The organism is Neobacillus sp. GCM10023253 (assembly GCF_042653105.1).
GTDB lineage: Bacteria > Bacillota > Bacilli > Bacillales > Cytobacillaceae > Neobacillus > Neobacillus citreus.
In genome coordinates this window covers 113,193-137,701 of record NZ_JBHSHV010000014.1, presented here as the reverse complement: position 1 = coordinate 137,701, position 24,509 = coordinate 113,193, and the positions used below count along the sequence as shown (strand labels likewise).

24 protein-coding genes are annotated in these 24,509 nt (G+C 42.7%); 7 read left to right on the top strand and 17 right to left on the bottom strand.

From position 1 onward, the window contains the following. Window positions 1–4: 4 nt before the first annotated feature. The 5 genes from ACFPA1_RS18540 to ACFPA1_RS18520 are packed head-to-tail and all read right to left on the bottom strand — an operon-like array spanning window position 5 to window position 3,509. Window positions 5–691, bottom strand: a complete 687-nt coding sequence (locus ACFPA1_RS18540; protein ID WP_378584625.1) for an urease accessory protein UreF — start codon at window positions 689–691, stop codon at window positions 5–7. Continuing rightward, window positions 684–1,139 (bottom strand): urease accessory protein UreE, encoded by a 456-nt coding sequence (gene ureE / locus ACFPA1_RS18535; protein ID WP_378584624.1) that lies wholly within the window; start codon window positions 1,137–1,139, stop codon window positions 684–686. Before ureE ends, ACFPA1_RS18540 begins: the two co-directional genes overlap by 8 nt. Before the next feature lie 11 nt (window positions 1,140–1,150). Then, window positions 1,151–2,863 (bottom strand): urease subunit alpha, encoded by a 1,713-nt coding sequence (ureC, locus tag ACFPA1_RS18530; RefSeq protein WP_378584622.1) that lies wholly within the window; start codon window positions 2,861–2,863, stop codon window positions 1,151–1,153. Next, entirely contained in the window at window positions 2,860–3,183 is a 324-nt protein-coding gene (locus ACFPA1_RS18525; RefSeq protein WP_378584620.1) for an urease subunit beta, read from the bottom strand. The genes ureC and ACFPA1_RS18525 overlap by 4 nt, the downstream gene beginning before the upstream one ends. Window positions 3,184–3,206: 23 nt before the next feature. Beyond that, on the bottom strand, window positions 3,207–3,509 hold the full coding sequence (locus ACFPA1_RS18520) for an urease subunit gamma (protein ID WP_213143852.1): 303 nt from the start codon (window positions 3,507–3,509) through the stop codon (window positions 3,207–3,209). A gap of 277 nt (window positions 3,510–3,786) precedes the next feature. On the opposite strand from ACFPA1_RS18520, the gene ACFPA1_RS18515 reads away from it, so the two are divergent. The 6 genes from ACFPA1_RS18515 to ACFPA1_RS18490 all read left to right on the top strand — a co-directional run bounded on the left by ACFPA1_RS18515 (window position 3,787) and on the right by ACFPA1_RS18490 (window position 8,644). Next, the gene (locus ACFPA1_RS18515; RefSeq protein WP_378584617.1) at window positions 3,787–4,731 is read left to right on the top strand and encodes an urea transporter; all 945 of its coding nucleotides are present in this window, start codon (window positions 3,787–3,789) and stop codon (window positions 4,729–4,731) included. 265 nt (window positions 4,732–4,996) lie between these two features. Beyond that, complete coding sequence (locus tag ACFPA1_RS18510; protein WP_378584615.1) at window positions 4,997–5,683, top strand: response regulator transcription factor; 687 nt, start codon at window positions 4,997–4,999, stop codon at window positions 5,681–5,683. Window positions 5,684–5,686: 3 nt separating this feature from the next. Next, complete coding sequence (locus ACFPA1_RS18505) at window positions 5,687–7,075, top strand: HAMP domain-containing sensor histidine kinase (protein ID WP_378584613.1); 1,389 nt, start codon at window positions 5,687–5,689, stop codon at window positions 7,073–7,075. 43 nt (window positions 7,076–7,118) lie between these two features. After that, entirely contained in the window at window positions 7,119–7,667 is a 549-nt protein-coding gene (locus tag ACFPA1_RS18500) for a PepSY domain-containing protein (RefSeq protein ID WP_378584612.1), read from the top strand. A gap of 165 nt (window positions 7,668–7,832) precedes the next feature. After that, a complete protein-coding gene (locus ACFPA1_RS18495; protein ID WP_378584610.1) occupies window positions 7,833–8,399 on the top strand; it encodes a PepSY domain-containing protein in 567 nt (188 codons plus the stop codon). Window positions 8,400–8,440: 41 nt separating this feature from the next. Next, entirely contained in the window at window positions 8,441–8,644 is a 204-nt protein-coding gene (locus tag ACFPA1_RS18490; protein ID WP_378584609.1) for a DUF5342 family protein, read from the top strand. A gap of 130 nt (window positions 8,645–8,774) precedes the next feature. On the opposite strand, the gene ACFPA1_RS18485 is transcribed toward ACFPA1_RS18490, so the two are convergent. The 10 genes from ACFPA1_RS18485 to ACFPA1_RS18440 form a co-directional block, all read right to left on the bottom strand. Further along, entirely contained in the window at window positions 8,775–9,686 is a 912-nt protein-coding gene (locus ACFPA1_RS18485; RefSeq protein WP_378584608.1) for a hypothetical protein, read from the bottom strand. A 158-nt stretch (window positions 9,687–9,844) separates the two neighbouring features. Continuing rightward, a complete protein-coding gene (locus tag ACFPA1_RS18480) occupies window positions 9,845–10,819 on the bottom strand; it encodes an asparaginase (RefSeq protein WP_378584606.1) in 975 nt (324 codons plus the stop codon). Window positions 10,820–10,919: 100 nt separating this feature from the next. Then, window positions 10,920–12,308 carry an amidase gene (locus ACFPA1_RS18475; RefSeq protein ID WP_378584604.1) on the bottom strand — a complete coding sequence of 463 codons (1,389 nt, stop codon included), beginning with the start codon at window positions 12,306–12,308 and terminating at the stop codon, window positions 10,920–10,922. Next, window positions 12,308–13,627, bottom strand: coding sequence for an MFS transporter (locus tag ACFPA1_RS18470; RefSeq protein ID WP_378584602.1), 1,320 nt, complete (start codon window positions 13,625–13,627; stop codon window positions 12,308–12,310). Before ACFPA1_RS18470 ends, ACFPA1_RS18475 begins: the two co-directional genes overlap by 1 nt. Window positions 13,628–13,655: 28 nt before the next feature. After that, a complete protein-coding gene (locus ACFPA1_RS18465) occupies window positions 13,656–14,306 on the bottom strand; it encodes a GntR family transcriptional regulator (RefSeq protein WP_378584601.1) in 651 nt (216 codons plus the stop codon). A 349-nt stretch (window positions 14,307–14,655) separates the two neighbouring features. After that, window positions 14,656–15,141: a carbonic anhydrase gene (locus tag ACFPA1_RS18460; RefSeq protein WP_378584599.1), complete on the bottom strand. Its 486-nt coding sequence runs from the start codon at window positions 15,139–15,141 to the stop codon at window positions 14,656–14,658. 54 nt (window positions 15,142–15,195) lie between these two features. Next, on the bottom strand, window positions 15,196–15,561 hold the full coding sequence (locus ACFPA1_RS18455) for a DUF2294 domain-containing protein (protein ID WP_378584598.1): 366 nt from the start codon (window positions 15,559–15,561) through the stop codon (window positions 15,196–15,198). Window positions 15,562–15,616: 55 nt separating this feature from the next. After that, the gene (locus ACFPA1_RS18450; RefSeq protein ID WP_378584597.1) at window positions 15,617–18,238 is read right to left on the bottom strand and encodes a DUF2309 domain-containing protein; all 2,622 of its coding nucleotides are present in this window, start codon (window positions 18,236–18,238) and stop codon (window positions 15,617–15,619) included. Further along, window positions 18,235–19,767 (bottom strand): NADH dehydrogenase subunit 5, encoded by a 1,533-nt coding sequence (locus tag ACFPA1_RS18445; RefSeq protein ID WP_378584595.1) that lies wholly within the window; start codon window positions 19,765–19,767, stop codon window positions 18,235–18,237. Before ACFPA1_RS18445 ends, ACFPA1_RS18450 begins: the two co-directional genes overlap by 4 nt. A gap of 392 nt (window positions 19,768–20,159) precedes the next feature. Beyond that, window positions 20,160–21,062, bottom strand: coding sequence for a LysR family transcriptional regulator (locus ACFPA1_RS18440; protein WP_378584594.1), 903 nt, complete (start codon window positions 21,060–21,062; stop codon window positions 20,160–20,162). A gap of 135 nt (window positions 21,063–21,197) precedes the next feature. Here ACFPA1_RS18440 and ACFPA1_RS18435 point away from each other — a divergent pair, with 135 nt between their 5' ends. Then, window positions 21,198–22,259 carry a YeiH family protein gene (locus ACFPA1_RS18435; RefSeq protein WP_378584592.1) on the top strand — a complete coding sequence of 354 codons (1,062 nt, stop codon included), beginning with the start codon at window positions 21,198–21,200 and terminating at the stop codon, window positions 22,257–22,259. 152 nt (window positions 22,260–22,411) lie between these two features. On the opposite strand, the gene ACFPA1_RS18430 is transcribed toward ACFPA1_RS18435, so the two are convergent. Next, on the bottom strand, window positions 22,412–23,248 hold the full coding sequence (locus ACFPA1_RS18430; protein WP_378584590.1) for a YitT family protein: 837 nt from the start codon (window positions 23,246–23,248) through the stop codon (window positions 22,412–22,414). Window positions 23,249–23,265: 17 nt separating this feature from the next. After that, window positions 23,266–24,453, bottom strand: coding sequence for a M20 family metallopeptidase (locus ACFPA1_RS18425; protein ID WP_378584589.1), 1,188 nt, complete (start codon window positions 24,451–24,453; stop codon window positions 23,266–23,268). Between the last annotated feature and the right edge of the window lie 56 nt (window positions 24,454–24,509).

Genomic DNA, 24,509 nt, shown 5'->3' with positions numbered 1-24,509 from the left:
TCTATTAAGACATAAATATTCGAATATTTACTCGTTCATGCTTCATTTGAGATAATTCCAGTCCAGGAGAGACAATTCCAAAATCTTCTTCCTCTAAACTTTGGATTTTTTCGGCAGCGTTGATTAATGCTGCTTGAAACTCCTGGATTGATTTCTGACCGGCCGTTTGCCCTAACGGAATCGCCCGCACCGCATTTTGGACAAGACTTGAAACGGTAGAATATAAATAATACATAGTGGTGGTTTTTTTAGGAACTCCTAGATGATGACCAACGATTGTAAAAACAATGGACGGATGACCGAAGGATTGTTTATTCTTGATTCGCTCTCGATAGACTGCAAGAATTGGAATATCATAGAGTGATTCCACGAGATTCAACATTCGGTCACCGATTCGCTGCGTTCCTTCCCGCGTTTCACGGGGTAAATTTTGCACCATCAGCATCCGGTCCAATTTCCACACCTTTTCTAGATCTTCCTTCTCCAATGCCTCATAAACAAGGCGGGAAGCAAGCCCATCTGAATAGATGAGCTGCTCGTTGACATACACATGAAGCCATTCTAAGAATGAGGCTTTATCATGAACTTTATCTTCTTGAATATAGCTCTCAAGCCCATACGAGTGACTAAATGCCCCCGTCGGAAAATTCGAATCACACAGCTGAAATAAGGATAACATTTGATCAGTCATGGCTATGACCTATATGACGAAATGCTTGCTTTACTTTGCGATCCTCTCGTTTATAAGGGATCTGCAGGTTTTGAAGTAATTCTTCTACAAGATAATCGTACTGAACAAGCATCTCGTCCCCTTCAAATTGGGCTGGCAAGTGGCGATTCCCTAATTGATGGGCAATCGTTCCCATTTCATTCATACTGCGCGGGCAAATAATCAATAAATCATCTGATATCACATCGATAATAATCATGTTTTTATCATCCATATATAAAACATCACCAGCAACAAGGTCACGCGGCTCTTTTAACCGGATGCCGATTTCTGTACCGTGATCTGTTGTAACGCGCTGAATTCGTTTCACTAAATGGGCGCTTTCGAGGTAGACTTTTTCCTTATGACGTTTGGCTATCTCTTCTTTATCCATTTGTTCAATATTCGTTACGATTTGTTCGATTATCAAAACCTTCACCTCTAAAATAGGAAATATCGTTGCCCCATCGGTACCTTATCAACAGGGTCACAGGTAATTACTTCCCCGTTAACTCTTACTTCATACGTTTGCGGATCCACCGTAATTTCAGGTGTTTCAGAATTCAGCTTCATATCTTTTTTCGTTAATTTGCGGATTCCCCGAACAGGAAGAATTAATTTTTGCAAGCCAAGCTTTTCATGGACCTTACCGTCAAATGCTGCCTGCGAAATAAAAGTAATGGAAGAGCTTGTAAGAGCCTTGCCAAGCTGTGCATACATCGGACGGTAAATCACCGGCTGCGGTGTTGGAATCGACGCGTTTGCATCACCCATTAAACCCTCCACCACAAAGCCGCTTTTAATCACCATTTCAGGTTTCACACCGAAAAAGGCAGGATCCCAAACGACTAGGTCGGCAATTTTTCCAACCTCTATTGAGCCTACGTATTCAGAAATACCATGAGTAATGGCTGGGTTAATCGTATATTTGGCGACATAGCGCTTTGCACGATTATTATCGGCAAGCTCCTTGTCTCCTTCTAAAATACCTCTTTGTTTCTTCATTTTGTCAGCTGTCTGCCATGTACGTAAAATCACTTCACCAACGCGTCCCATTGCCTGAGCATCGGAGCTGACCATACTGAATACACCCATATCCTGAAGAATATCTTCTGCAGCAATGGTTTCTTTGCGAATTCGTGAATCCGCAAATGCAAGATCTTCCGGAATCGATGGGTTTAAGTGGTGGCACACCATTAACATATCAAGGTGCTCATCTACTGTATTAACCGTATACGGTAAAGTTGGGTTCGTAGATGATGGCAGAACATTCATATAACCTGCTGATTTAATTAAGTCTGGAGCATGTCCGCCGCCAGCTCCTTCTGTATGGTACATATGAATGACCCGATCTTTTAGAGCGGCCATTGTATTTTCCATAAAGCCTGCTTCATTTAACGTATCAGCATGAAGGGCAACCTGTACATCATATTTTTCAGCTACCTTTAGAGCATTATCAAGCGCGGATGGGGTTGCTCCCCAGTCTTCATGGACCTTAAGACCGATGACACCTGCACGTACCTGTTCTGCCAGCGGCTCTTCTGAAGCAGCCTGACCTTTACCAGTAAATCCGACATTAATCGGCATTCCCTCTGCTGCTTCCAGCATCCGGTGGATATGCCATTCACCCGGTGTTACAGTGGTGGCCTTTGAACCTGCAGCAGGGCCTGTTCCTCCGCCAATCAGGGTCGTTAATCCTGAAGCTAATGCAGTTCTGATTTGTTCAGGGTTAATAAAGTGCACGTGGGTATCAATCCCGCCGGCAGTAACGATCATCCCTTCACCAGCAATTACTTCTGTACCAGCCCCGATGATTATGTCCACATTGTTCATAATTAATGGATTACCCGCTTTACCAATCCCGGCAATTTTTCCATCACGGATACCGATATCGGCTTTGTAAATACCCGTATAGTCTAAAATAACCGCATTCGTAATGACGACATCAGCAATTCCATCACCTCGTGTTACAAGCGGATGCTGTCCCATTCCGTCACGGATGACCTTACCGCCGCCAAATACGACTTCATCCCCATAAGTGGTGTAGTCCTTCTCAATCTGAATCGTTAAGTCTGTGTCTGCTAAACGAATAGAATCTCCTGTAGTCGGACCATACATTTGAGCATATTGATTTCTTGTCATTTTAAAACTCATTTGCTGCACCCCTTTTCTACTGATCCATCCACCTTATTGTTAAAGCCATATACACGGCGCTCCCCAGCAAAGTCTACTAATTCAATTTCTTTTTCGTCGCCTGGCTCAAAACGAACCGCAGCCCCTGCTGGAATATTCAGCCGTTTTCCGAATGCTTCGTCCCGATTAAATTTCAAAGCATCATTTACTTCGAAAAAATGAAAATGCGATCCTACTTGAACTGGGCGGTCCCCAGTATTGATGACCGTTAGTTTCGATGCTGTTCGATCAGCATTACAGATAATTTCTTCTTCTTTTAAAAATAATTGTCCCGGAATCATTTCATTACTCCTCCCGTCATTTGTTATTTAATTGGACTATGTACAGTCACAAGTTTTGTTCCGTCAGGAAAAGTTGCTTCAACTTGAATATCATGGATCATTTCGGGAATACCTTCCATCACATCTTCACGTGACAAAATGGTTGTTCCGTATTCCATTAATTGGGCAACTGTTTTTCCATCCCGTGCACCTTCTAAAACTTCATAGGTGATAAGAGCGACTGCTTCTGGGTAATTCAGCTTCAATCCTCTGTCTTTTCGGCGCTTTGCAAGGTCTGCAGCCACTACAATCATGAGTTTGTCGATCTCGCGTGGTAATAGTTTCATAGATATACCTCCTCTAATTTTTTGCATAATAATATGACAGAACCCGCCAAAAGGCAGTTCTGTCATTACTCGCCGGAAATCAATGAATCCTGAACATCACGATATATGTTAATGAAGGAATATCATGACGATGAAAATATCTGATTGATTCCCAATGATTTATACTATATCATCATAATTATCATATATCAATTTTTATATATTAATAAATTTATATATGTAAAAAAATATATTTTTTAGCAGTTTTTATGAAATTACAAAAAAGGAGATTAAGAGGATGAAGACAGACGTACCAAAATCTTTAAAGGGTGGGAAGTTTTATCCCTTCCTAAGAGCATCCCTCAAAGGAATCTCTCAGGTCATATTGATTGAGAATTCCATCACCGGATTACTAATCCTAATTGCCATTGCCATTTCCTCTATTTATTTAGGGGTGATTGCACTGCTGTCCGCCATGATTGGGACATTCACAGCGATGTTGGGGGGCGCCGATAAAGAATCTATCGATCAAGGTTTGTTAGGGTATAACTCCGTCCTAACGGGAATGGCGTTGGCATTATTCTTACAGGGGCCTTATATGTGGACTGTGGCTTTAGCTGGTGCTGTAGTAGCAGCGGTTTTGACGGCCGCAATGATGCATTTTATGAAAAATACAAAGGTACCTATTTTAACGTTTCCTTTTATTGTTCTGACATGGTTAATGCTGCTTGCGGCTTATAAATTAAAACATTTATCATTAAGCGCTTCCTTAGTCCCTCAGGATTTGGCAAACTGGCAGCTAAATATTGCGGGAAAAGTGAATTTATTAGATGGAGTTTTCCATGGGATTGGGCAAGTGTTTTTTCTTAATAATACATGGTCTGGTATTCTTGTTTTAATTGCTGTTTTTTGGGGAAGCAGAAAACTGGGAATGTACGCAGCGATTGGAAATGCAGCGGCCATCATCATAGCCTATGTTCTAGGCGGAGAACACTCCTTAATCGTCTTAGGACTCTACGGCTACAACGCCATCCTAACCATCATTGCCGTATCCGGTGTATTTAATGAGAAGCACAATCGTTATAACCTACCATCAGGCATCCTTGCCGCCTGTCTAACCGTACCCATTACAGCAGGACTCAGCACATGGCTCCTCCCCTACGGCCTCCCCGCCCTAACCATGCCATTCGTCCTCTCCACCTGGCTCATCCTCGGAGCCAGAAAAACCATGCCGAATTTGTAAGGCATGGTGATGCATGGGGACGGTTCTTCTGCCTCATTCTTTCTGAGGCAAAGGGACGGTTCTTCTGCCTCAAAATGGTTGATTCAAAGGAAACACGGGGATGGTCCTCAGGAGCAAACGTGTTTTGATGCATGAGAACTATCCCCGTGTCCCACTTGATGCATGAGAACCGTCCCCATGCACCACTTTTACGCTCTACTGGATATTTATTTACAGTTGTGGTAAATTCCATTTTGCATAGGGCAGGTAAACCAAGGAGGTCCATATGAGTAAAGGGAAGATATTGATTGTTGAGGATGAAAGGAAAATTGCACGCTTGATTCAATTAGAGCTTGAGCATGAAGGGTATGAGACAGGTACTGCCTACACGGGGTTGGAGGGTTATTCATTATTTAAACAAGAAAATTGGGACCTGCTGTTATTGGATGTGATGCTGCCTGAATTAAGCGGCCTTGAAGTGTTAAGGAGAATCCGCACTGCCAATGACCAAACCCCCGTGATTTTACTAACTGCCCGCGATGCCTTGCCTGATAAAGTGAGCGGATTAGATTTAGGGGCCAACGACTATATTACCAAGCCATTTCGAATTGAAGAATTACTTGCTCGGATTCGTGTATGGCTCAGGCAATCAGTCCTCCAAGAAGAACCAGCTGATTCCTCTCTTAGCATAGGGGATTTAACCATCAATCAAAAAACACGGGAAGTAGTCCGTGCCGATCAGTCCATTGAATTAACACCAACAGAATATGAATTACTTCTATACTTAGTACAAAATCAAAACCAAGTCCTAACATTTGATCAACTGTTATCAAATGTATGGGGGTTTGATTATTACGGTGACAGCAATGTCGTCTATGTATACATACGTTATTTACGCAAAAAGATTGACGCCCCATTTTCAAAACCTTATATTCACACCATTCGCGGTGTTGGATATATGTTAAAGGAATAAGGTATGAAGATTCAAACGAAAATCATCTTTACATCTACCATCTGGCTATTAATTCTTCTGGTATTAGCTAATAGTTCCATTTTTTTTATTTTTAAAAAAACAATGACGGATCACGCAATTGAACGAATTCAAACAGAGAGCAGCAATATAATAGAAGGAGTAAAACAAGCAAACCCTTCTTCCGTTAATTTTGCAAATTTATTACGCGCTTATTTGCCGCCAAATGGAATGATCCGGATTCTACCTCCAAAGGGCAAACCCATTCTGGTAGTGATGAAAAATAACTTCAAGCTGCAAGACCTTCCGTATTCCTATAAAGCAGGTGAACATATGGCCGTTGAAAGGGTGGATCAACATTTATATGCGGTAGGAAAAACACCGATGATTTGGACCCATGGCGATATCGTTTCACTAGAAGTAATAGAACCCTTAACAGATGTCGAACATTCACTAAGCATCCTACAGGTAATTTTAGTAGTCGCGTCTCTCGTCATTTTAATTCCAACGATTATTGGCGGCCGCATACTAAGCCAAATTATCCTTGGTCCCATCAAAGCACTTATTCAGACAATGGAAGAGATACAGGAATCAAGAACGTTTAAAAAAATTAGCAGAGACCGCCCCTCAAAAGATGAGCTCGACCAAATGGCCAACACGTTTAACAACATGATGGAGTTATTAGAGAGAAGTTATAAGAAGCAGGAACAATTCGTTTCAGATGCATCTCATGAATTAAAAACTCCCCTTACCGTGATTGAAAGCTACGCTAGTATGTTAAAACGCTGGGGAATGGAACGGCCTGATATTTTGGAAGAGGCAATCGATGCCATTCATTCCGAGTCAATCCGGATGAAACAGCTTACGGGGCAGATGCTTTTACTAGCAAAGGGTGATACGCAGTGGGAACTAAAAATTGAGAAAATAGATGTGGCAGACATTTGCCGCGAAACCGCGAAGTATCTTCAGCAGGCGTTTGAACGCAAGATTTCAATTCATCTCAACACAGACCATCCATTAATGATGGCTGATGGAAAGAAAATAAAACAGTTGCTCTATATTTTAGTCGACAATGCTATCAAATACAGCGAAAAACCGATAGACATCTCGATTTCTCGAAGCAGCCATTCTTTGCTTCTTGCGATTACCGATTATGGAATCGGCATTCCAAAAGATGAATTAGCACGTGTATACGAGCGATTTTTCCGAGTAGATAAAGCCAGAAGCCGTGATACTGGCGGTTCAGGGTTAGGTTTGCCCATCGCCAAGAAAATTGTTGCTGCCCATAACGGCGAAATTCACATTGACAGTGAGGAAGGAAAAGGAACAACGGTTACGTTAAAATTCCCGCGCCACTTCTCCAACGATTCTAAGGTATCTTTAATAGAGGATTAAACAACCTATGATACACTGTCTCAACAACAGAAGAGGTGAATGGATGAAAAAAATAGCGGCAGGCATTTTGCTAATCCTTATCATAGGCGCTCTGGGCTGGTATGGTGCAACAATGGCGTTCAATCGTTCCCATCCCTCCCTTTCGGAAGACAAGGTCAGCCAAATGATTTTGAACAAATACGGCGGAATGATTCAGAACATAAGCATGATTCAAGAAAACTATAAATTGACTCTTGTTAAAGATCAGATTAAATATGACATCATTGTAAATGGCCGAACGGGGGAAGTGCTCTCTATGACTAAACAAGGCGCACCTGACACAACGGATCGCAGGCAGCCAGAAACGAAGGAACCGCCACCTAGCAATAATGGGGTTGCTCCAGAAACCCCCATCGCCATCGAAAAAGCAAAAGCATTAGCATTAGAAAAAGTAAGCGGCACAATCACTTCGGCGAAATTAGATGAAGAAGATGGTGAACTGGTATACGAGATTGAAATCAAACAATCGAAATCTAAGAAGGCAGAAGTGATCATTAATGCCTATTCAGGAAAAATTGAATCAATTACTTTTGAAACAGAGGATGAAGACTAAACGTGCGGCGTAATGCTGCACGTTTTTTTTTCAAAAAATGGAGGGGTTTAATGCTGTCATGAGGTATTCTTCGATTTTTCTAAGAGAATTTTAAACTTCTCCTTCAATTTCTTTAAAATTGATTGGTTATGATGTAGTTACTAACAAACAAGGAGGTTATCAAGAATGAACTTCTTTTCCATTCTATTAACAGGCAGTTTACTCACAGGCGGTTTAGGCGCAAGTGCTTATGCGTTGACAAATCATCAGCAAACGGCAGCACAAACAAATGAAACAGTAAAGACAATTAGTGAAATAAAAGCAAAAGAAATCGCCTTAGGCGCATCAAAAGGCGGGCTCGTAACAAAGTGCGAGCTGGATCAGGATAACGGCATGACAAAATATGAAATTACGATTATAAAGCAAAATGAAGAATTTGAAGTGGAAGTAAATGCAGAAACCGGCAAGGTCTTGAAATTGGAACAGGAATTGCAAGATAAGGCTGGGGATGAGGATAAGGCTGAACATAAGAATGAGGCTCCTCTGCAGGGTGTTACACCGACTATTTCATTAGAAAACGCCAAGAAAACAGCCTTGGACATAATAAAAGGTTCCATTACGAAAGCAGAATTGGATGATGAGGACAAGTCGCTCGTTTACGAAGTGGAAATAAAGACAGCTGATCATCAGGAAGCAGAGGTTAAAGTAGATGCAATCAGCGGAAAAGTTTTAAGCACGGAATTTAGTGATTAAATCATCCAGCAATTGAAGAAAAAATTCTAGGAGGGTTCCATATGTTTCAAAATTTTGAAGTTAAACCAATGTTTGAAAACCAATACCACCAACGCCATCAATTTTCATTAAAAATGAAAGGACATACCTACCAAGGGATTTTCCGAAACGGAAAAATCCAATGGTTCTATCCAACACCACAATCCAAACTCGAGAAAAAAGTCGTTCAACAAGTAGAAAACAAAGTCAATGATCTCATGAAATGATGCACGGGTGAGGCACGGGGACGGTTCTCGTGCTTCATTTTTTTCATGGGGTGAGGCACGGGAATGAGGCATGGGGACGGTTCTCATGCTTCATTTTTTTCATGGGGTGAGGCATGAGAACCATCCCACGTCACATCCAATATTGATTGTAGTCGAACATTCCTTTGATGTGTTGACCGTTTGTGGTGAGTCTTTTTCGGATTTCCATGTTTCGTTGGTGGTCCCATCTCCAGGGTCTTCTTAGTTCGGCGATGATATAGAGATTGTAAGTTAGTGAGTTTTGCACAAAGTGGATGAGGTCCTGAGGGGTGTAGTTGTCATGGAGATTTTCGATTAGCAGAATTTCCTCTTCAATCATATCTATGCCGCTTAAAATCCACCGTCGTGCCTGGTCCCTATGCGTTTCGAGTGAATCCGAATCAGCTGAATTAATAAAATAAAAAACATCTCTCAAGTGAGAAAGTTGTTTTTTATGGAGAGAAATCAAATATACATAGAGATTTTTATATCTTTTGTTATCTAAACCATCAAAAGCAAACTCCGCCGCCTGGTGAATTTCTGATACTGCCTTCTGAAAATTCTCCCGGTCACTGTCAGTCAAAAAAATCTTTTCAGAATGAGGAATTCCCACAAGCTGAACAAGACGGTTGAGATACCATTCTGCATAAAAACTATAGCCACTATAAATCTCAAATTGCTTCCGCAGCCCTTCTCTCCGTCTTTTTTCCTCATTCACATTCGTCGTCACAAAGACGATAAAAATCGAGGTAAAGAAAAACGTTCGCAAATCCCAAAGGGCATCGTACCATGTTTGATATTTTTCCATCATAAGACCAATTGGAATGATGACAAGGCTAAAGATCACGGCACATACGAAGACAATAATCAGGTTCCTTGACCTAAGCAGCACCCTTTTTAAGCCCCGCAAAATTCGCCTGCTCAACAACCATAACATTTGCCCCCAAATATAGAGACCATCCCGCAAATTAATCCGATAGGTCGACTTTTTATAGCGCACCCAAATATTCCATTCCCGTTTCAAATGGACAAATCCCTTCTATACGGATTTTTGAACCACTTATATATGTATGAAGGAAATGGCGGGAATATGTCTTGATGCATGGGGACGGTTCTTATGCATCATCCTATTAATATCAAATAAAAGTGAGGCATGAGAACCGTCCCCATGCCTCACCTCCACTATTGTAGAAATGCTCTTTCGATCTCTTGTTTGGCAGCACCGGCTACCAACATAACAGCTAATTTTATTCTAGCCTTTTTGCTGTCATAGTCTTTTCCAATTAAGACACCCTTATTGGTTAAATCAAAAACACTGCCCGGGAAGTCATATACATGCCGCACTTCGCCTTCTCCCGTTTTGGTTGTTAATACGACAATGATCCCTTGATGGACAGCTTCCTCAACCGCTGCGGCCATTTCTGGCGTGATATGGCCTCTTCCTGATCCCTCCAGAATCATTCCTTTTGCTCCCGTTGAAATGGACATTCGGATGAAACGATCATCAGCCCCTAAATAAAATGGAATAATATCCACGAGCGGAAAAGCATTTTTTAGAGAATACTGCTCACGCCATACAGGTTTTTGGTAAATGGTCACGATGTCTTGATCAACCGTGCCCAAATACCCGTACCCTTCAGAAGTAAATCCGGCCACATTGGAAGCATGGACTTTCTTTACATATCTAGCTGAAAAAAGCCGTTCGTTAAATTGGACGACCGTACCAAAGCTGTTTAGCTTTTCACTGGCAGCCGCCAATATAGACTGGCGAATATTGTTCATCGCATCGGTCCCGAGATCAAACGGCCCTTTCTGGGAGCCTGTAACCACAATCGGTTTGTCATTTGCGATTGTCAAGTCTAAGTAATAGGCCGTTTCCTCTAATGTGTCGGTGCCATGAGTGACGACCACACCATCCACCTGCGGGTCAGGTAAAAGAGCTTCAATTCTATCTCTCAACTGAGATAATCGTTCAGGATTCATCTGATTACTAGGTATTTGAAAAATAGATTCCACCATTACGTTGATGTCACTAGGAAGTTCGCACATGGCTGCAAGCTCTTCACCCGTTAAAACACCTGCAGAAAGTAAACCTGTTTCAGGATTCGTTTTGCTGGCAATTGTGCCGCCTGTTGTTAAAAGAACAATTTTTTTCACATCTAGTACCTCTCTTCATTAAATATGACAGCAATTTCTCGTGTCTTGATAACAAAATGAATAGAGGAGAAAAGCATCTTCTCCTCTAAAAAATTTTCTTTTAAGAAACCGTCATTGAAAAATGACCCTTATTCAATATTTGCTCCAAAGCATACCCCAATTGATATAATTCAGCATCATGACCATGTTTTCCGATTAATTGGACACCGATTGGCAGTTTACTAGATGACATTCCACAAGGAATTGATAACGATGGATTGCCTGTATAGTTTGTTGGCGACGTCAACCTTAACAAAGCGTAGCGGACCGCCTCTGTTTGGCCTTGTATTTGTACTTCTCGCTGACCAATATTCGTCGGAAGAATCGGCAGTGTTGGTGTCAATAAGATATCGACTTGATCAAAGACCTGATTAAACTCCGCAACGATTTGCATTCTTTCGATTTGAGATTGTACATATTCATAGCCTTTGACGGCTTGACTTGCTACTAATCTTTCAAAAACTTCATCGTCTATATCCTCTTTGTGGTGCTTTAATGTATCAACATGGACCGCCGCTGCTTCCGATTGAATAGTCACAAGCTGAGCTTTTGCCACTTTGGACAGATTAGGAATTTCCACTTTCTTGATGACTGCTCCTGCCTGCTCATAAACATGAATACAATTCACGACAGCGGCATGGACTTCTTCATCCATCCATCCAAAATAATTTGATGGGATGCCAATCACTTTTCCTTTTACGTCATGACCGATTAGACTGGAATAGTCCCTGCTTTCCGTATGTAACGAATATGGGTCAACTGCATCATAGCCAGCCAATACGTTCAGCATGATTGCGTTATCCCTCACATTCGTTGTCATAGGACCGATATGATCAAGGGTATAGGCTAAAGGAAAAGCTCCTTTTTTGCTTACTAATCCAAAGGTTGGTTTCATTCCAACGATGCCGCAAGCTGCTGCTGGAATCCGGATGGAACCGCCTGTATCCGTGCCTAATGCACCGAGAACCATCCCAGAGGCTACAGCTGCACCCGATCCGCTGCTAGAACCGCCTGTAATTTTATCCAAATTATGCGGATTGCGGCATGGACCAAAATAGGAACGGTCGCCAATCGGGCCATAGGCAAATTCATGGGTATTCGTTTTTCCAATAATAATGGCTCCCGCATCCTTTAATTTTTGGACGACTGTTGCATCAGCATCCGGGACAAAGTCCTCATACACTTTCGAGCCCATCGTTGTGCGAATCCCTTTTGTAAAAATTAAATCTTTGACCGCGATTGGGATGCCGTGGAGCGGGCTTCTTATTTCCCCTGCCATTATTTCGTCTTCTAATTTTTTGGCAGCTTGTAAAGACTCCTCTTCCGAAACGGTAATAAAGGCATTGGTTTTTGGGTTTTCTTTTGCGATTTTTTCTAACGTATTTTTAACGAGGTCCACAGGTGATACTTCTTTATTTTTAAGTAAAATCGATGTTGATAAGATATCCATTATGCAGTCACTCTTTTGGAGGTATTTTTTGCTTGGCGCTGGCCTGGTTTAACAAAGAGCATAGCCACGACTCCAAGTCCAGCTGCAATCGCTGCCGCGACAAACATGGAAGAGTACCCATAGCTAACGACTAAGAATCCAGTTAATATTGGTGCGATAATCGTGGCAGTATTCGTAATAAAATGTGTAATCCCGCCAAATGTACCGGCACGGCTTGGTTCTGTATCAATGATGACGGACCAATAAACAGAATTTGGAAGTGAATTGAAGGCGTTTCCAATACACATTAAAACCATTACTCCGACAATCGTGTCTTGAGTAGGGATTAAGATGAAGCATGTTGCCGTTAATAATAATGAAACAACAGCCAGTCCTGATCTTGCGATACGCAAATTTCCTGTTTTCATTCGTAAATAATCTGAGATTTTCCCGCCAAGTATAACGGTAAAACAAGCTCCAATCCATGGAATCATTCCTAAATACCAGAGCGAGGATAATTGAAAGCCAAATTGATCCTGTAAATATTTTGGTGTCCAAGTAAGTAATAGGAAGGTAATATATTGGAAAGCAAAATAGCCTAAGGCGTTAAAAATCAGGGTTGGATTTTTAAAGAAATGGTACCATTTAACTGAATCATCATGTTCACTGACAACCTTTTCATTCGGCAATAAATCCTTAACCGAACGAATTTGTTCAAGCTCTTCCTTCGAAACTTTCGGATTTTGCTCAGGTAGATCTGTAAACATTTTTGTCCAAAAGAAAACCCAGATGATTCCCAAACAGCCAAGGAAGATAAACATGACTTTCCAATTTGTTATCGATAAAAGGGCAACAGCTGCTGGAGCGGTCAGCAATGCTCCAAGCGGTGTTCCTAAAAGACCCATTGATACAGCAAACCCGCGTTCCTTAGGTGTAGCCCAGTTTGCATTTGTTTTATTAATCGTTGAAAAAGTCGGTCCTTCAGCAAAACCAAATAGGATACGGATCACGGCAAATCCAGTTAACGCCGAACCGCCAAATAAAGCTAAACCGAGATCCCCAGCAAACGCAGTGGCCATGACAAAAACGGACCAGCCTATCCCAATAATAATCCAAACAAATCTCGGCCCCTTCTTATCCGCAAGCATTCCGCCAAAGAGTGAACCAAATAAATAACCAAACCCAAAATAACCAAGGACGGCTCCCCACGATATCGGGTCAAATCCATACTCGCCAATGATGTCTTTTTGTGCGTACGAAATGGCCCCCCTATCGATGTAGTTGATGATAACCATCAGCACCATCATGAACATAATTTGATAACGAAAGTTTTTCTTCATTTGGACACCTACACTTTCCGTAACAATTTTATTTAGCGGAAAAATACTTTTGTGCTTCAAATTTCACACGATCATAATGGTGAACCAAGGTTTTATCCACATCATTCGTTTTTAAGCCTTCAAGTATCTTCCAATGTTCATCGATTACTTCTTTTCTTCTAATTGGACTTTTTAAGACTGTCATCGCAATTCTTCGCATGACATCGTAGACTTGATCACTCATTGAATTGAGTCTTTTATTGCCGCCAAATTGATTAATAGTTTTATGAAATTCTTGATCAATCAATGTAAACTCATAGTCTGATTGAGCAGATGAAACTAATTCCATTTTGCTCATAATAGTTTGAAGTGCTTCTATTTTGTCATTTGTCATATTTTCTGCTGCACTTTTTGCCATCGCCGTTTCAATGATCAATCGAATTTGTAAAATTTCTTCTACATCTTTCATGGTTAAGGGGCTTACATACGTTCCCTTATAGGGAATGGAAATCACCCACTCTTCTGCTTCTAATCTTTGAATGGCTTCCCTAAACGGGGTTCTGCTAATACCAAATAGCTCCATGGCTTTAATTTCAGTTAACGCTTCATGATCAGATAATACCCCCTTAATAATGGCTTCTTTAATGACGTGATAGGATTGTGCTTTTAACGATTTTGGACTTACCATATATTTCTTCATGTTCGCTCCCCTTGATAAAAGATTTTATAATAATAAAAATTATCTGTAAATATATTATATATAATCCGGAATTTTCTGAATACTAATTCGAGAAGGTAAATAACAGAAATTCTCCTAATTTAACCTGATCGATGGGCTTCGTATGTTGCTTTTGCATGCTATTAATTTGGGCAATCTCTTAGAATGATTATACTATATTCATATATCTTTCTACTTACTTTTGATTATACATGAAAGTCCTTATATCCAAAAAAAGGGCACAGCTAGCTTAAATTCGCTGGCTGTGCCTTTTTACAAGCAAAACTTTCGTTTGTTTCTTTAAAGAACCGTCCCATGTCCCATTATTTAACTAATAAATTGAGGCAAGAGAACCGTCCCTATGCATCACTTTTGTAACTTTTATGTTTGAAGGCATTAATGGATGGTTTCGAATGACGTCAGCACTGTTTTGGGTACTGTTGGCTGAGGTTTCGTTGCCCTCGAGCCATTCTTTTATGCTGCCTTTTGGGTGTTCTGGCTTGCAATTTTTAAAGAGATAATCCAGAGTTTGAATTTTGTCTTGTAATTCTTTATTGTTATATATTTTCTTAAGTGTTTCTCTAGCATTCTTTCGATTAGCTGTTGGAACGGCAACAAAAATTTCTTCAACATTTTCCCGATAGACAGCAAGGATGATGTCCCGCATGAGATCACTGAAGGGTGCAATGGATGGTCCATAAGATTGCAAGACTAAGATATTATTCGGCTCAAGACTGCTCATCTTTTCCATGATACTTTCCGGACTCTGCTCCATACCAACCACAAACAGCACTTTTTTCTTCTCGTTCATATTCATTACGTTCACCCCGTTTTTTGAATAGAATTTAGTTCCAATCGGATGGCCCCAGTGTTACGCTAGTGTTTTTTCCAAATCCCCCGAAAGTTTAAAGACCATGACCCTTTCACCGGTCTTGGTGCTGAGATCGGTATAAAAACTGATGACTTCCTGGCCTGTTAGCGAAAAAATAATGTCCTTTAACTCTGCCTGCCCTGATTCCACCAAGCTGTTTCGCGTCTTTTTTACTGATAACAATCCCTCTTTATCCTTGCATAAGGCATATTCTGCAGGGGTTAATATTCTACACAATGTCACAATTACCATATCCCGTAAAATATCCGTCTTCACATTAATGGAACCGCGACCTAGATAACTTTTCTCCCATTGAGTTAATGTTTTGCTTATTTCAGCTTCCAGAGTGCCTTTTGACTTCTCCATATCGATTTCTACCCCTTTTGTACGATTAAAAAATATTTTTCACCCCGAGGCCTCGCTAAGACCAGCTTTTCCAGTTCCCTTCCGGATCAATCGACGCAAGCCGAAGCCAGCCGTTTTGGACTTTTTGAAAAAATACCCGGTCTTGATTCAACAATCGTTCCACATATTCCTTTGGCGCCTGGATGACCACCAGCAGCCTTAACGGCGCATGATAGACTGTATCGTCCGATTGCATAACGGACTGCCATGGAAGTCCGGATAATAAATCGCTGGCGTTCCCCTGCATCACGCCAATTCCGGACGTCACGGTCTGGGTCGCTTTATTTCCACTGCCATAATAATGAGGCGCAACAGCCGATGCGTAATATTGCAGGTTAATCATTTGACAAACCGTTCCCGGTCCAGCAATGATGCCGCTCAGCAGCGAACCATTTTTATCCTTTTTCCAGTTATAATTATGAAGAAACACTCTTCCCTCGAGATTGCACGCCTTGGTCAGGGTTCGTTCTCCGATCACAAACGCCGCATTGCCGGCGAGCCCCCATTCCGGACGGATTTCACTCCAGTCCTCCGCCAACCGCTCCGCTTCCGCTTTCGGATTTTTCAAGCTGTCTTTGAGACTAGGCAATTCCCGGATTCGCTCGGCGTTAGCCTCCTCACTCACCTTTGGCAGGACCGCTTCGATGCGGGTATACGCATCTTCAGCCTTGCCCGAAAGGTGCGGAAGATAAACCCAATGCAACTCATCAAGTGTTGTAATATGCTCGGCTGCCGCAAAAACGGTCTCTTCCGGAATCAAAATCCCCCTTGCTTTGAGGGCCTGCCGTACATTCGGAAGGTTGCACAACGCAGCCAGCACCCTCGCATTAAAGGCGCTCGATGTTCCGCCACAGGCCCCGCAATCGAGCGAAGACGCATATGGATTATTGGTGCTGTGGCTTCCGTGCCCGCAAATCACCACGAGTGGTGCGAAATGATCAGTAAGCCCGATTGTTTTTAAAGCTTGCTCCACATATTGTATTTTCTCTTCTTCTGAAAAACCAACCGGAATCTCCGTTTCATCAGGTTCCTCCATCCGGTCAAGCGTCAGCTTCACATCCGGTTTCCTGAACCAGGTGCCAAGCAGTTTCTTGAACGTGCGCCCAGCCCTTCTCGGTAAAAAGGTACGGGTCAGCGTCTGCATACTAAGCCACGGTCCGCTTACCTCCGGCAGTAATAGGCTGGCAAGCAGGTTGTGCTTCATGGTTTTAAAGGTACCTTGCAGTGAATTAACTGCCTGCAGCCGCTCGTGAAACGGTTGGTATTGCGATTCAGGCAAGTATTCTTTTACCTTAAATTGCGGTTTATTCAATACCGGCAAGGAAGGATGGCTATGATGGCTATCAAGTTTGCAGGTTTCAATCGGCAAACCGAAAAATCCAGCTGCCCCAAAGGTTTCAAAGCCTTCTGTCCGTTCGAGTTGGCGGCGGAAAGGCTCTGACCTTACGTCAATGCAAAAAACAAACTGCGCCAAGGAAGACGATTTAGGCTCTGCGGCCGCCTGCTGTTTCCCGACGATTTTTTCCATCAATTGCTGTTCATATGTTTTTTCCCATGCTTCCATCCAAAGTCTGTTGCGGACCATCTGATCAAACTGCCAAGCAAGGTTCAAACGAGCTTTTTGCTCCGCAGCAGACAATTGTGACCATGCCTTGATTGGAAGGTTCCCCCAATGAAGCCAGGCAGCAAGTAAGGATTCCAGGAACACGTCCGCTTCCGTTCCTTGGGTGGGCAAAGGAAGATATTTCTTCATTAATAGTAGTTCCATTGAAATTCTTACTGCCAAATAGTCCGTTAGCAAGGAGCTTTCGTTACGATGTTGCTGCGAGCGCCAAAGCATCATTCCCGCCCAGCCTGGCATGGCCAGCAAATGAGCTTCTAGATATCCTCTAGTCTCTGAAGGGTGAATTCCTAAATGGGACAAGGCCTCATTTAAAGCCACGTCCGCTTCATTAGGCAATTTTTTAATCTGTTTACGTTCCTCTAGCGTTAAGGCTGGGTCTAAGGAGGCCATTCGCCGCCATGCCTGGTAGAAGCCTTCCTCGCGGTTTGGCATCGACCAGACCGCCTGGGACTCATCCAAAAACAACTTGCACCACTTAATCAGATGGCGGTTGAGATCCCTTAACACCGACTCGCCGTTGATCTGTTCGAAACGCTGACTAAGGGTCTTTACGGATTGTCTTACCTTTAGTTGGTACTTAAAGCCACTAAGTTTTTTGGCCAATCGTTTCACTTCGGGATGTGCCGTTAAATCAGAAGACGGCACATCCTTTGTTAGCGCCGCGCGGCAAAACTGCTCTGCAGCCGCCCACGGGAGTCCGAAGGAGTGCTGCTCAAGCCATTGCTGCAGCCCTTTTTCTAAAAAATTCCCATCAATTTCGCCTTGGTCCCGTGCTGATTTTAATAAAAAATCATTGGGAAACATCTCGATATCAGAAACATCTTTAAACCGGCGTGCTGTCTGTTCAAAGGATTGCCGTTCTAACCCGGCCCAGGGGCTGCGTGCCGCGAACTTGCTGATCGGGCCGAGCGGTGCGATGACTTCGCTAGCTGATTTTACTAAATCATGAATATCAAGACTGAGATTTTCTTGTTCCTTTTCCCAACTTAATGTTCTGGCTAATGTCGGTGTCATCTGAATGACCTCCTATAAGACAAGTATTTTGGATGACTTTCCACTAAATCTTTGTGAGGCTCACCCAAATGGACAAGCCACAGATAAATAACCGTAAATGCCGTTGAGGACCGATGGCGCGCGAGCCATAATCCATAAGCACTGCCGCCCAGCAAGATAATCAGGGCCAAGATGACCGTTGGTGTGGGTGGCTGCATACCAGACAGAACCGTTTCATGTAACAAACTGTCCAAGAGCGTATGGATGAATTTGAACATTATGACCGCTCCGGCAAGGAACGCAAGCCCTGCCACTTTGCCAACCCGGCCTGACCCAAAGGCAACGAGTCCGGTCCAAGCAAACATCACGGACCAGCCTAAAATGAGGGTGCTAATGATGTGATAACCCTCTCCACCGGAATTCAGCCAATAGCCAATCGAAAAAATAAGACCTAAAACTACTCCGGTGATCGTCCACAAAACGGGAAACGGACGGCCCTTGAAGGAATGGGTCTCCCGATGCTGGATGGCGGATCCGGCCTGCAGAAAAAGGCTCGCTTTGAATAATCCATGTAAGACAGCATGAATAATCGCTGCCAAATAGGCGCCTAATGCGCACTGGATCAGCATGAACCCCATTTGGGCAATGGTTGAGCCGACCAGCTGCCGTTTATAGTCGACATGGACTAGCATGATTCCAGTCCCAAGCAGGACGGAAATGCCGGACAGAACAAGCAGAATCAGCTGGGCTGTATCACCGCCATTAAAGAGCGGTGCAAAACGGGTAAACATCAGACCGCCGGCATTGACGATGCCAGCATGCATGACAGCTGATACCGGAGTTGGAGCCACGACCGAGTCTAGCAGCCAGCGTTGGAAAGGAAACTGCGCTGAAGGAATGATCATTGCCACAATCAATAGGAGGCTGATGCAGGTTCTCTCCCACGCTGCAAGCTGGGCAAGGTTATTTTTTTCAAGAACAGCCGATAACTGCCAGTGTCCTGTCGTTTGAGTAATCCAGATAACAGCCACGAGCAGAATCAGCCAGCTAAGTAAAAATATCCGGCCGGAGGAGGCAGCTGCTTTTCTGGCCACCTGCCACTCCTTATTTAATCTGATCAGCAGGGTCAAGCCCAAAAGGGTCACTCCCCAGCAGACCAACAGAATCCGCAGATCATTGCTGAGCCAGACAAGGGTATCAGCAAACGTAGTGAGTGTCAGCAGCGTAAAATACTTTCGGTAAGAACGATCACCGAATAAGTACCGTAATGAGTAGCGCTGCACGATGACACCAATGGTCAGGACAAAAAGGGCCAGAAGTAATGAGAGAGAATCGAACCGCCATGGTCCATACATCACACTTCCATCGTGTTTGCTAGAGAAAAGCCCACACAAGGCAACGACTGGCGGCAACGAAATAATGCCTATATGATATCGAACAAAATGTACGGGGACCTTTTCCCATAGCAGGAAAATGGCGCTTACCATGGCAACTGCTAGAATGATAAAAAATGCAGTTGGTAATGAAATTAGCTCCAGATAATTGGACATCCTCGCTCTCTCCCTCTTAGATTTTCATAATATGAATCTTCTAGTTTTTTAAAAACAAAAAAACCGGCAACTCTAAATTTAATGGTCATACTACAACCATTAAACTTTGAAGATTGCCGGTTTACCTTTAACTTCCCAATCGGGCTTTTAAATGTCTACCTTAATCGTATGTTATTCATTAAGTATTTTTGATTTCTACTTCTATAGAATTCCTTTTTCATAAAAGCCAATAAATCATTATTAACCATATGCTAAAGTTCTATATTAAAAGAAATCACCTAAACACTATAATCACGTACTAAATATTACTATTTGTTAAAGATTCTGTCAAGTGAAGCATGGGGACGGTTCTCTTGCCTCACTTTGTGAGGCAGAAGAACCGTCCCCATGCTTCAAAATCTGCTCTTTTTCGGGTCGCCGAGGTATGTTTTTAGTGTTTCGATGAATGTTTGCAATGCTTTTGTTTGGTAGGTGGCGTGGGTTAGGATGGAGAAGTTGCGTTTAAACGGGAGTCCCTTTACTCGAAGGGTGCCGATATAACCGTTTGTGAGCTCCTTCTTAATCGCCCAGCTTGATAACAAACTGATGCCAAGACCCGCTTCAACCGATTCTTTGATGAGTTGGGTGCTGCCGAATTCCATAACTTTTTTCGGGGTGAACTTGTACCTCCGAAATAGATTTTCTGCAGCCTCTCTGGTCCCAGAGCCCTCTTCCCTGAGAATCCACGTTTCTTCCTCCAAATCAGCCAAATTGATTTCCCCTTTTTCGCCCAAAAGAGGATGACGAGGGGAAGCAACAATGACCATTCGGTCTTTGGAAACCACTTTCGAATTAAGGACATTTTCTTCATAAAATCCTTCAATAATGCCAATGTCCAATTGATGTTTTTTCACCAGTTCAATGATTTCCTTTGTATTTTGAATCCTGATTGATGGATGAATGTCGGGGTATTGCTCCTTCATCTTGGCAATAATATGCGGCAGGATATACTCGCCAAACGTGTAGCTCGCCCCAATCGCAATCGGGCCGCTCGCCTTATTGGTCAGGTCATCGACTAAGGACTGCATTTTTGTATAAAGCGCGGTGATTTCTTTCGCATGGTGATAAACGATCTCACCAGCCTGATTGAGGCGGACATACTTATTACTTCTCTCCAAGAGCCTTGTGCCAATCGATTGTTCTAACGTTCGGATATACTGGCTGACCGCCGGCTGGGTCATATGCAGCTCTTCCGCCGCTTTTGAAAAATTCTCCTTCTCCACCACTTTAATGAACACCTCTAAATGCTGGTCCATCCTCTGCCCCCTTTTTCAAAAAGTAACCCATGTATATAAATTTACTTATCATCCCTATTATATATCATTATTTTTCTTATACACCAATCGCGAGTATGCTTAAGTTACAAAATCAAATCATTTGAGGTGATTGGAATGGGAAGTCAAAGTGCAAGAATTTTACCTCAAGACGAACAGAACGAACAACCTCTTAAAAAGCCGGAAACAAAACCTTCCGCTTATTTATGGCTGGGAGGAATTGCTTTTACCATTGTCATTGCAGCGTTCGGTTTTGCGTTAGCAAAAGTCCCAGGGTTTGATCGTGTCGGACCGCTTGCCTGTGCAATTGTGATTGCGGTAATCTACCGGCAATTTTTCGGTTATCCGGAAGTGCTACGCGCAGGAATTCAATTTTCCGCCAAGCGCTTTTTACGTTTTGCGATTATTTTATACGGGCTCAAGTTAAACATAGATGTAGTGATTCACCAAGGGCTGGGGCTGATTGCGCGTGATATCGGTGTGATCGCTTTTGCGATCTTGTTAACCGTATGGCTTGGAAAATTGCTGAAAGCGGAATCCTCCCTCGTGCTTCTGCTTGGTGTTGGAACCGGTGTATGCGGGGCTGCCGCGATTGCCGCTGTTTCGCCCATTCTCAAGGCAAAGGACGAAGATACAGCCATCGGGGTCGGAATTATTGCCTTGGTGGGGACGATTTTTTCAATAACCTATACGATCTTAAGACCAATTCTCCCGTTATCGGCCATTGATTATGGCATCTGGAGCGGCATCAGCCTTCACGAAATTGCCCATGTTGCCTTAGCCGGGGCACCCGCGGGTCCAGATGGCCTGGCCATTGCCCTGCTCGCCAAACTAGGCCGGGTACTCCTGCTCGTTCCATTGTGCTTTATTCTTATGTATTGGATGAAACGACGCAGTTCAGGAAGTGCTGGAGATACCAAAATTGAGTTCCCTTGGTTTCTCATCGGCTTTATCTTGATGAGCTTGTTCGGAAGCTATATCCTTGGCCATTCCATGCCTGTTTCAAAAGCAGCCATGGACGGGATTTCAACCGCCACCACCTTTATCCTAACATCCGCCATGGTCGGACTCGGACTAAACGTCAGCCTGCGTGACCTCCGGACCAAAGCAGCACGGCCGCTGATCGCAATGCTGATTACGTCTGTTATCCTATCCGTAGTTTCGTATTTTATTGCGTGATGCATGGGGACGGTTCTTTTGCATCATTTTGCGGGTGGCCGTTACCATTACTTCAAACTTTAGGGCAGCGTTTGTCAGGGATTACTTTTTGAGAGAACATCCCTGACAAACGCTGCCCTTTAACTATTTATTTCCGAGAAACCACTCCAAACCTACGCCGCATTATATCCCTTCCCTATCATTTCATGGACATTATGCACGGTTACATAAGCGTTTCTGTCGAGCACGCTTATGATACTTTTCAAGCGGACAGTTTCTTGTTTGTTGATAACAATGTACAGTACATTCTTATTGGCACCTGTGTAGCCGCCCCGTCCTTCTAGGACAGTTAAACCTCTTGACATAACCGTGGTAATTTCATTTAGAATCTGATCGGAGGAATTTGAAATGATTAGCACAGCGACTCTTTCGTCCAGATCCTCGACAATAAAGTCAATAGCCTTAGCACCAAGGTAGACTGAAATGAGTGTATACATGGATTTATCTAACCCAATAATAAGAACAGACCCGCCTACAACGATAACATCAATGATCAACATTCCTTTTCCTATGCTCCAGCCTAGGAATTGGTTTAACATCCGTGCTATAATCGTGGTCCCGCCGTTCGTCCCGCCTGCACGAAAAATAAGCCCTAATCCTATGCCTACTAATAGTCCCGCAAAAATGGCTGCCAAGAGTGTATCATTTGTCAGCCTTCTCCCCACATTCTCTGTTAAAAATAAGATAACCGAGCTAGAAAAAATGGTAATAATCGTATAGATAATAGTCCTTTTTTCAAGAAATTTATAACCAACCAGAACTAGTGTCATATTAAGAACGAAATTCACTACTCCTGGGGACCATTCAAATAAATAATGCGCTACGACGGTAAGACCGAGAATCCCGCCCTCTGAGAGCAAATTCGGGATTGTAAAGAAGTTAATGCCAATCGAAAAAATGATCCCGCCTAGCAGGATCAAAATTAAATCTTTAAACGTTTTTCTCATCATGCTTTCTTCCTTAGGTTTTATAATTTTGACTCCTTAACAAAAAGTAAGATCGAAGCAGCTAATAGTTTCATTCTTGGAATAAAAGTATCAAGCACCATATATTCATCTAACGCGTGCCAGTTCCCGCCGACAGGGCCCATCCCACATATGGTCGGGACACCCAATGAAGCAGTGAAACCTGCATCTGCAGCACCTTTCGTCTGCTGTTCAGTTATGTTTAAATGTAAGCCTTCAGCTGCTTTTTGAACAATTTTGAACAATTTTGAAACACCTTCATGCTTTTCCATTGGAAGTATGCCGATTCCGCCTGTTAGTTTACTTTTTGTTCCTGTTATATAGGGAGTTTCCACAACTTTGTTAATTTGTTGATATAGTTCATTAAAATCCTTTTCTGACCAAAAAGAAGAGTGAATGGTAGCAAAAGCGTAAGGAGACACTACATTATTGCTTATTCCTCCTTCGATTTTTCCAAAGTTTACAGTTGTTCCTTTATCCAGATCCATAAGCTGTTTAATTTTCGTCATTTTTATAGCGAGTTCATCGTTAGCACTAATACCATCTTCTATGAAAGCTCCGGAATGAGATGCCCGTCCCTCTATTTCAATCTTCATGTGTGCAGAGCCTTTCCTTGATGTAACGATTGAGCCATCCGGCCGGGCTGCTTCTAAGTTAAAAACAGCAAGGGCATCTTTGGCTCTTTCTACAATGATATTTCTTGATATAGGGGAACCAAGCTCTTCTTCGGGTGTAAAAAGTAATTCAATATCACACATTTCTTCGTTTGCAAACCTTTGTAATGCAATGGCGGTATGAATCATGGAGATAAGACCTGATTTCATATCAGATACACCTGGCCCACGCAATAGATTTCCTTCAACTTTGAAAGGACGTTGTAATGTTGTGCCTGGTGGATGAGGAGTATCTTGATGCCCCATTAATAAGATTTTACCTTGCTTTTTCCCTTTAATCACAGCAATAATATGGTTCCCAAATTCCTCATTCTCACGGATTTCATAAGGGATTCCGGCATTTTCTAGTTGTTGGCGGATTACCGCCCCAACTCTATTAACTCCATCTTTATCGTATGAGAAACTATCAATATTAACAATTTCTTCAAGGGATTTTAGCGCGTTTTCTTTTTGACTATCCAAGTAGTTATTGATTTTTTGCAGCATAGCATTTTCTTCTTTAAGAAGCATTTCCATGTTTAACACTCCTAACTTCATTCAAAACAATATTTTAATCACGAGAAAGTGATGAT

Bases quoted from the DNA above. Each gene is read 5' to 3' on its own strand.
- ACFPA1_RS18540 (WP_378584625.1), bottom strand. From the start codon at position 691: ATGACTGATCAAATGTTATCCTTATTTCAGCTGTGTGATTCGAATTTT.
- ureC (WP_378584622.1), bottom strand. From the start codon at position 2,863: ATGAGTTTTAAAATGACAAGAAATCAATATGCTCAAATGTATGGTCCG.
- ACFPA1_RS18525 (WP_378584620.1), bottom strand. From the start codon at position 3,183: ATGATTCCGGGACAATTATTTTTAAAAGAAGAAGAAATTATCTGTAAT.
- ACFPA1_RS18520 (WP_213143852.1), bottom strand. From the start codon at position 3,509: ATGAAACTATTACCACGCGAGATCGACAAACTCATGATTGTAGTGGCT.
- ACFPA1_RS18515 (WP_378584617.1), top strand. From the start codon at position 3,787: ATGAAGACAGACGTACCAAAATCTTTAAAGGGTGGGAAGTTTTATCCC.
- ACFPA1_RS18510 (WP_378584615.1), top strand. From the start codon at position 4,997: ATGAGTAAAGGGAAGATATTGATTGTTGAGGATGAAAGGAAAATTGCA.
- ACFPA1_RS18505 (WP_378584613.1), top strand. From the start codon at position 5,687: ATGAAGATTCAAACGAAAATCATCTTTACATCTACCATCTGGCTATTA.
- ACFPA1_RS18500 (WP_378584612.1), top strand. From the start codon at position 7,119: ATGAAAAAAATAGCGGCAGGCATTTTGCTAATCCTTATCATAGGCGCT.
- ACFPA1_RS18495 (WP_378584610.1), top strand. From the start codon at position 7,833: ATGAACTTCTTTTCCATTCTATTAACAGGCAGTTTACTCACAGGCGGT.
- ACFPA1_RS18490 (WP_378584609.1), top strand. From the start codon at position 8,441: ATGTTTCAAAATTTTGAAGTTAAACCAATGTTTGAAAACCAATACCAC.
- ACFPA1_RS18475 (WP_378584604.1), bottom strand. From the start codon at position 12,308: ATGGATATCTTATCAACATCGATTTTACTTAAAAATAAAGAAGTATCA.
- ACFPA1_RS18470 (WP_378584602.1), bottom strand. From the start codon at position 13,627: ATGAAGAAAAACTTTCGTTATCAAATTATGTTCATGATGGTGCTGATG.
- ACFPA1_RS18465 (WP_378584601.1), bottom strand. From the start codon at position 14,306: ATGAAGAAATATATGGTAAGTCCAAAATCGTTAAAAGCACAATCCTAT.
- ACFPA1_RS18460 (WP_378584599.1), bottom strand. From the start codon at position 15,141: ATGAATATGAACGAGAAGAAAAAAGTGCTGTTTGTGGTTGGTATGGAG.
- ACFPA1_RS18455 (WP_378584598.1), bottom strand. From the start codon at position 15,561: ATGGAGAAGTCAAAAGGCACTCTGGAAGCTGAAATAAGCAAAACATTA.
- ACFPA1_RS18450 (WP_378584597.1), bottom strand. From the start codon at position 18,238: ATGACACCGACATTAGCCAGAACATTAAGTTGGGAAAAGGAACAAGAA.
- ACFPA1_RS18445 (WP_378584595.1), bottom strand. From the start codon at position 19,767: ATGTCCAATTATCTGGAGCTAATTTCATTACCAACTGCATTTTTTATC.
- ACFPA1_RS18440 (WP_378584594.1), bottom strand. From the start codon at position 21,062: ATGGACCAGCATTTAGAGGTGTTCATTAAAGTGGTGGAGAAGGAGAAT.
- ACFPA1_RS18435 (WP_378584592.1), top strand. From the start codon at position 21,198: ATGGGAAGTCAAAGTGCAAGAATTTTACCTCAAGACGAACAGAACGAA.
- ACFPA1_RS18430 (WP_378584590.1), bottom strand. From the start codon at position 23,248: ATGATGAGAAAAACGTTTAAAGATTTAATTTTGATCCTGCTAGGCGGG.
- ACFPA1_RS18425 (WP_378584589.1), bottom strand. From the start codon at position 24,453: ATGGAAATGCTTCTTAAAGAAGAAAATGCTATGCTGCAAAAAATCAAT.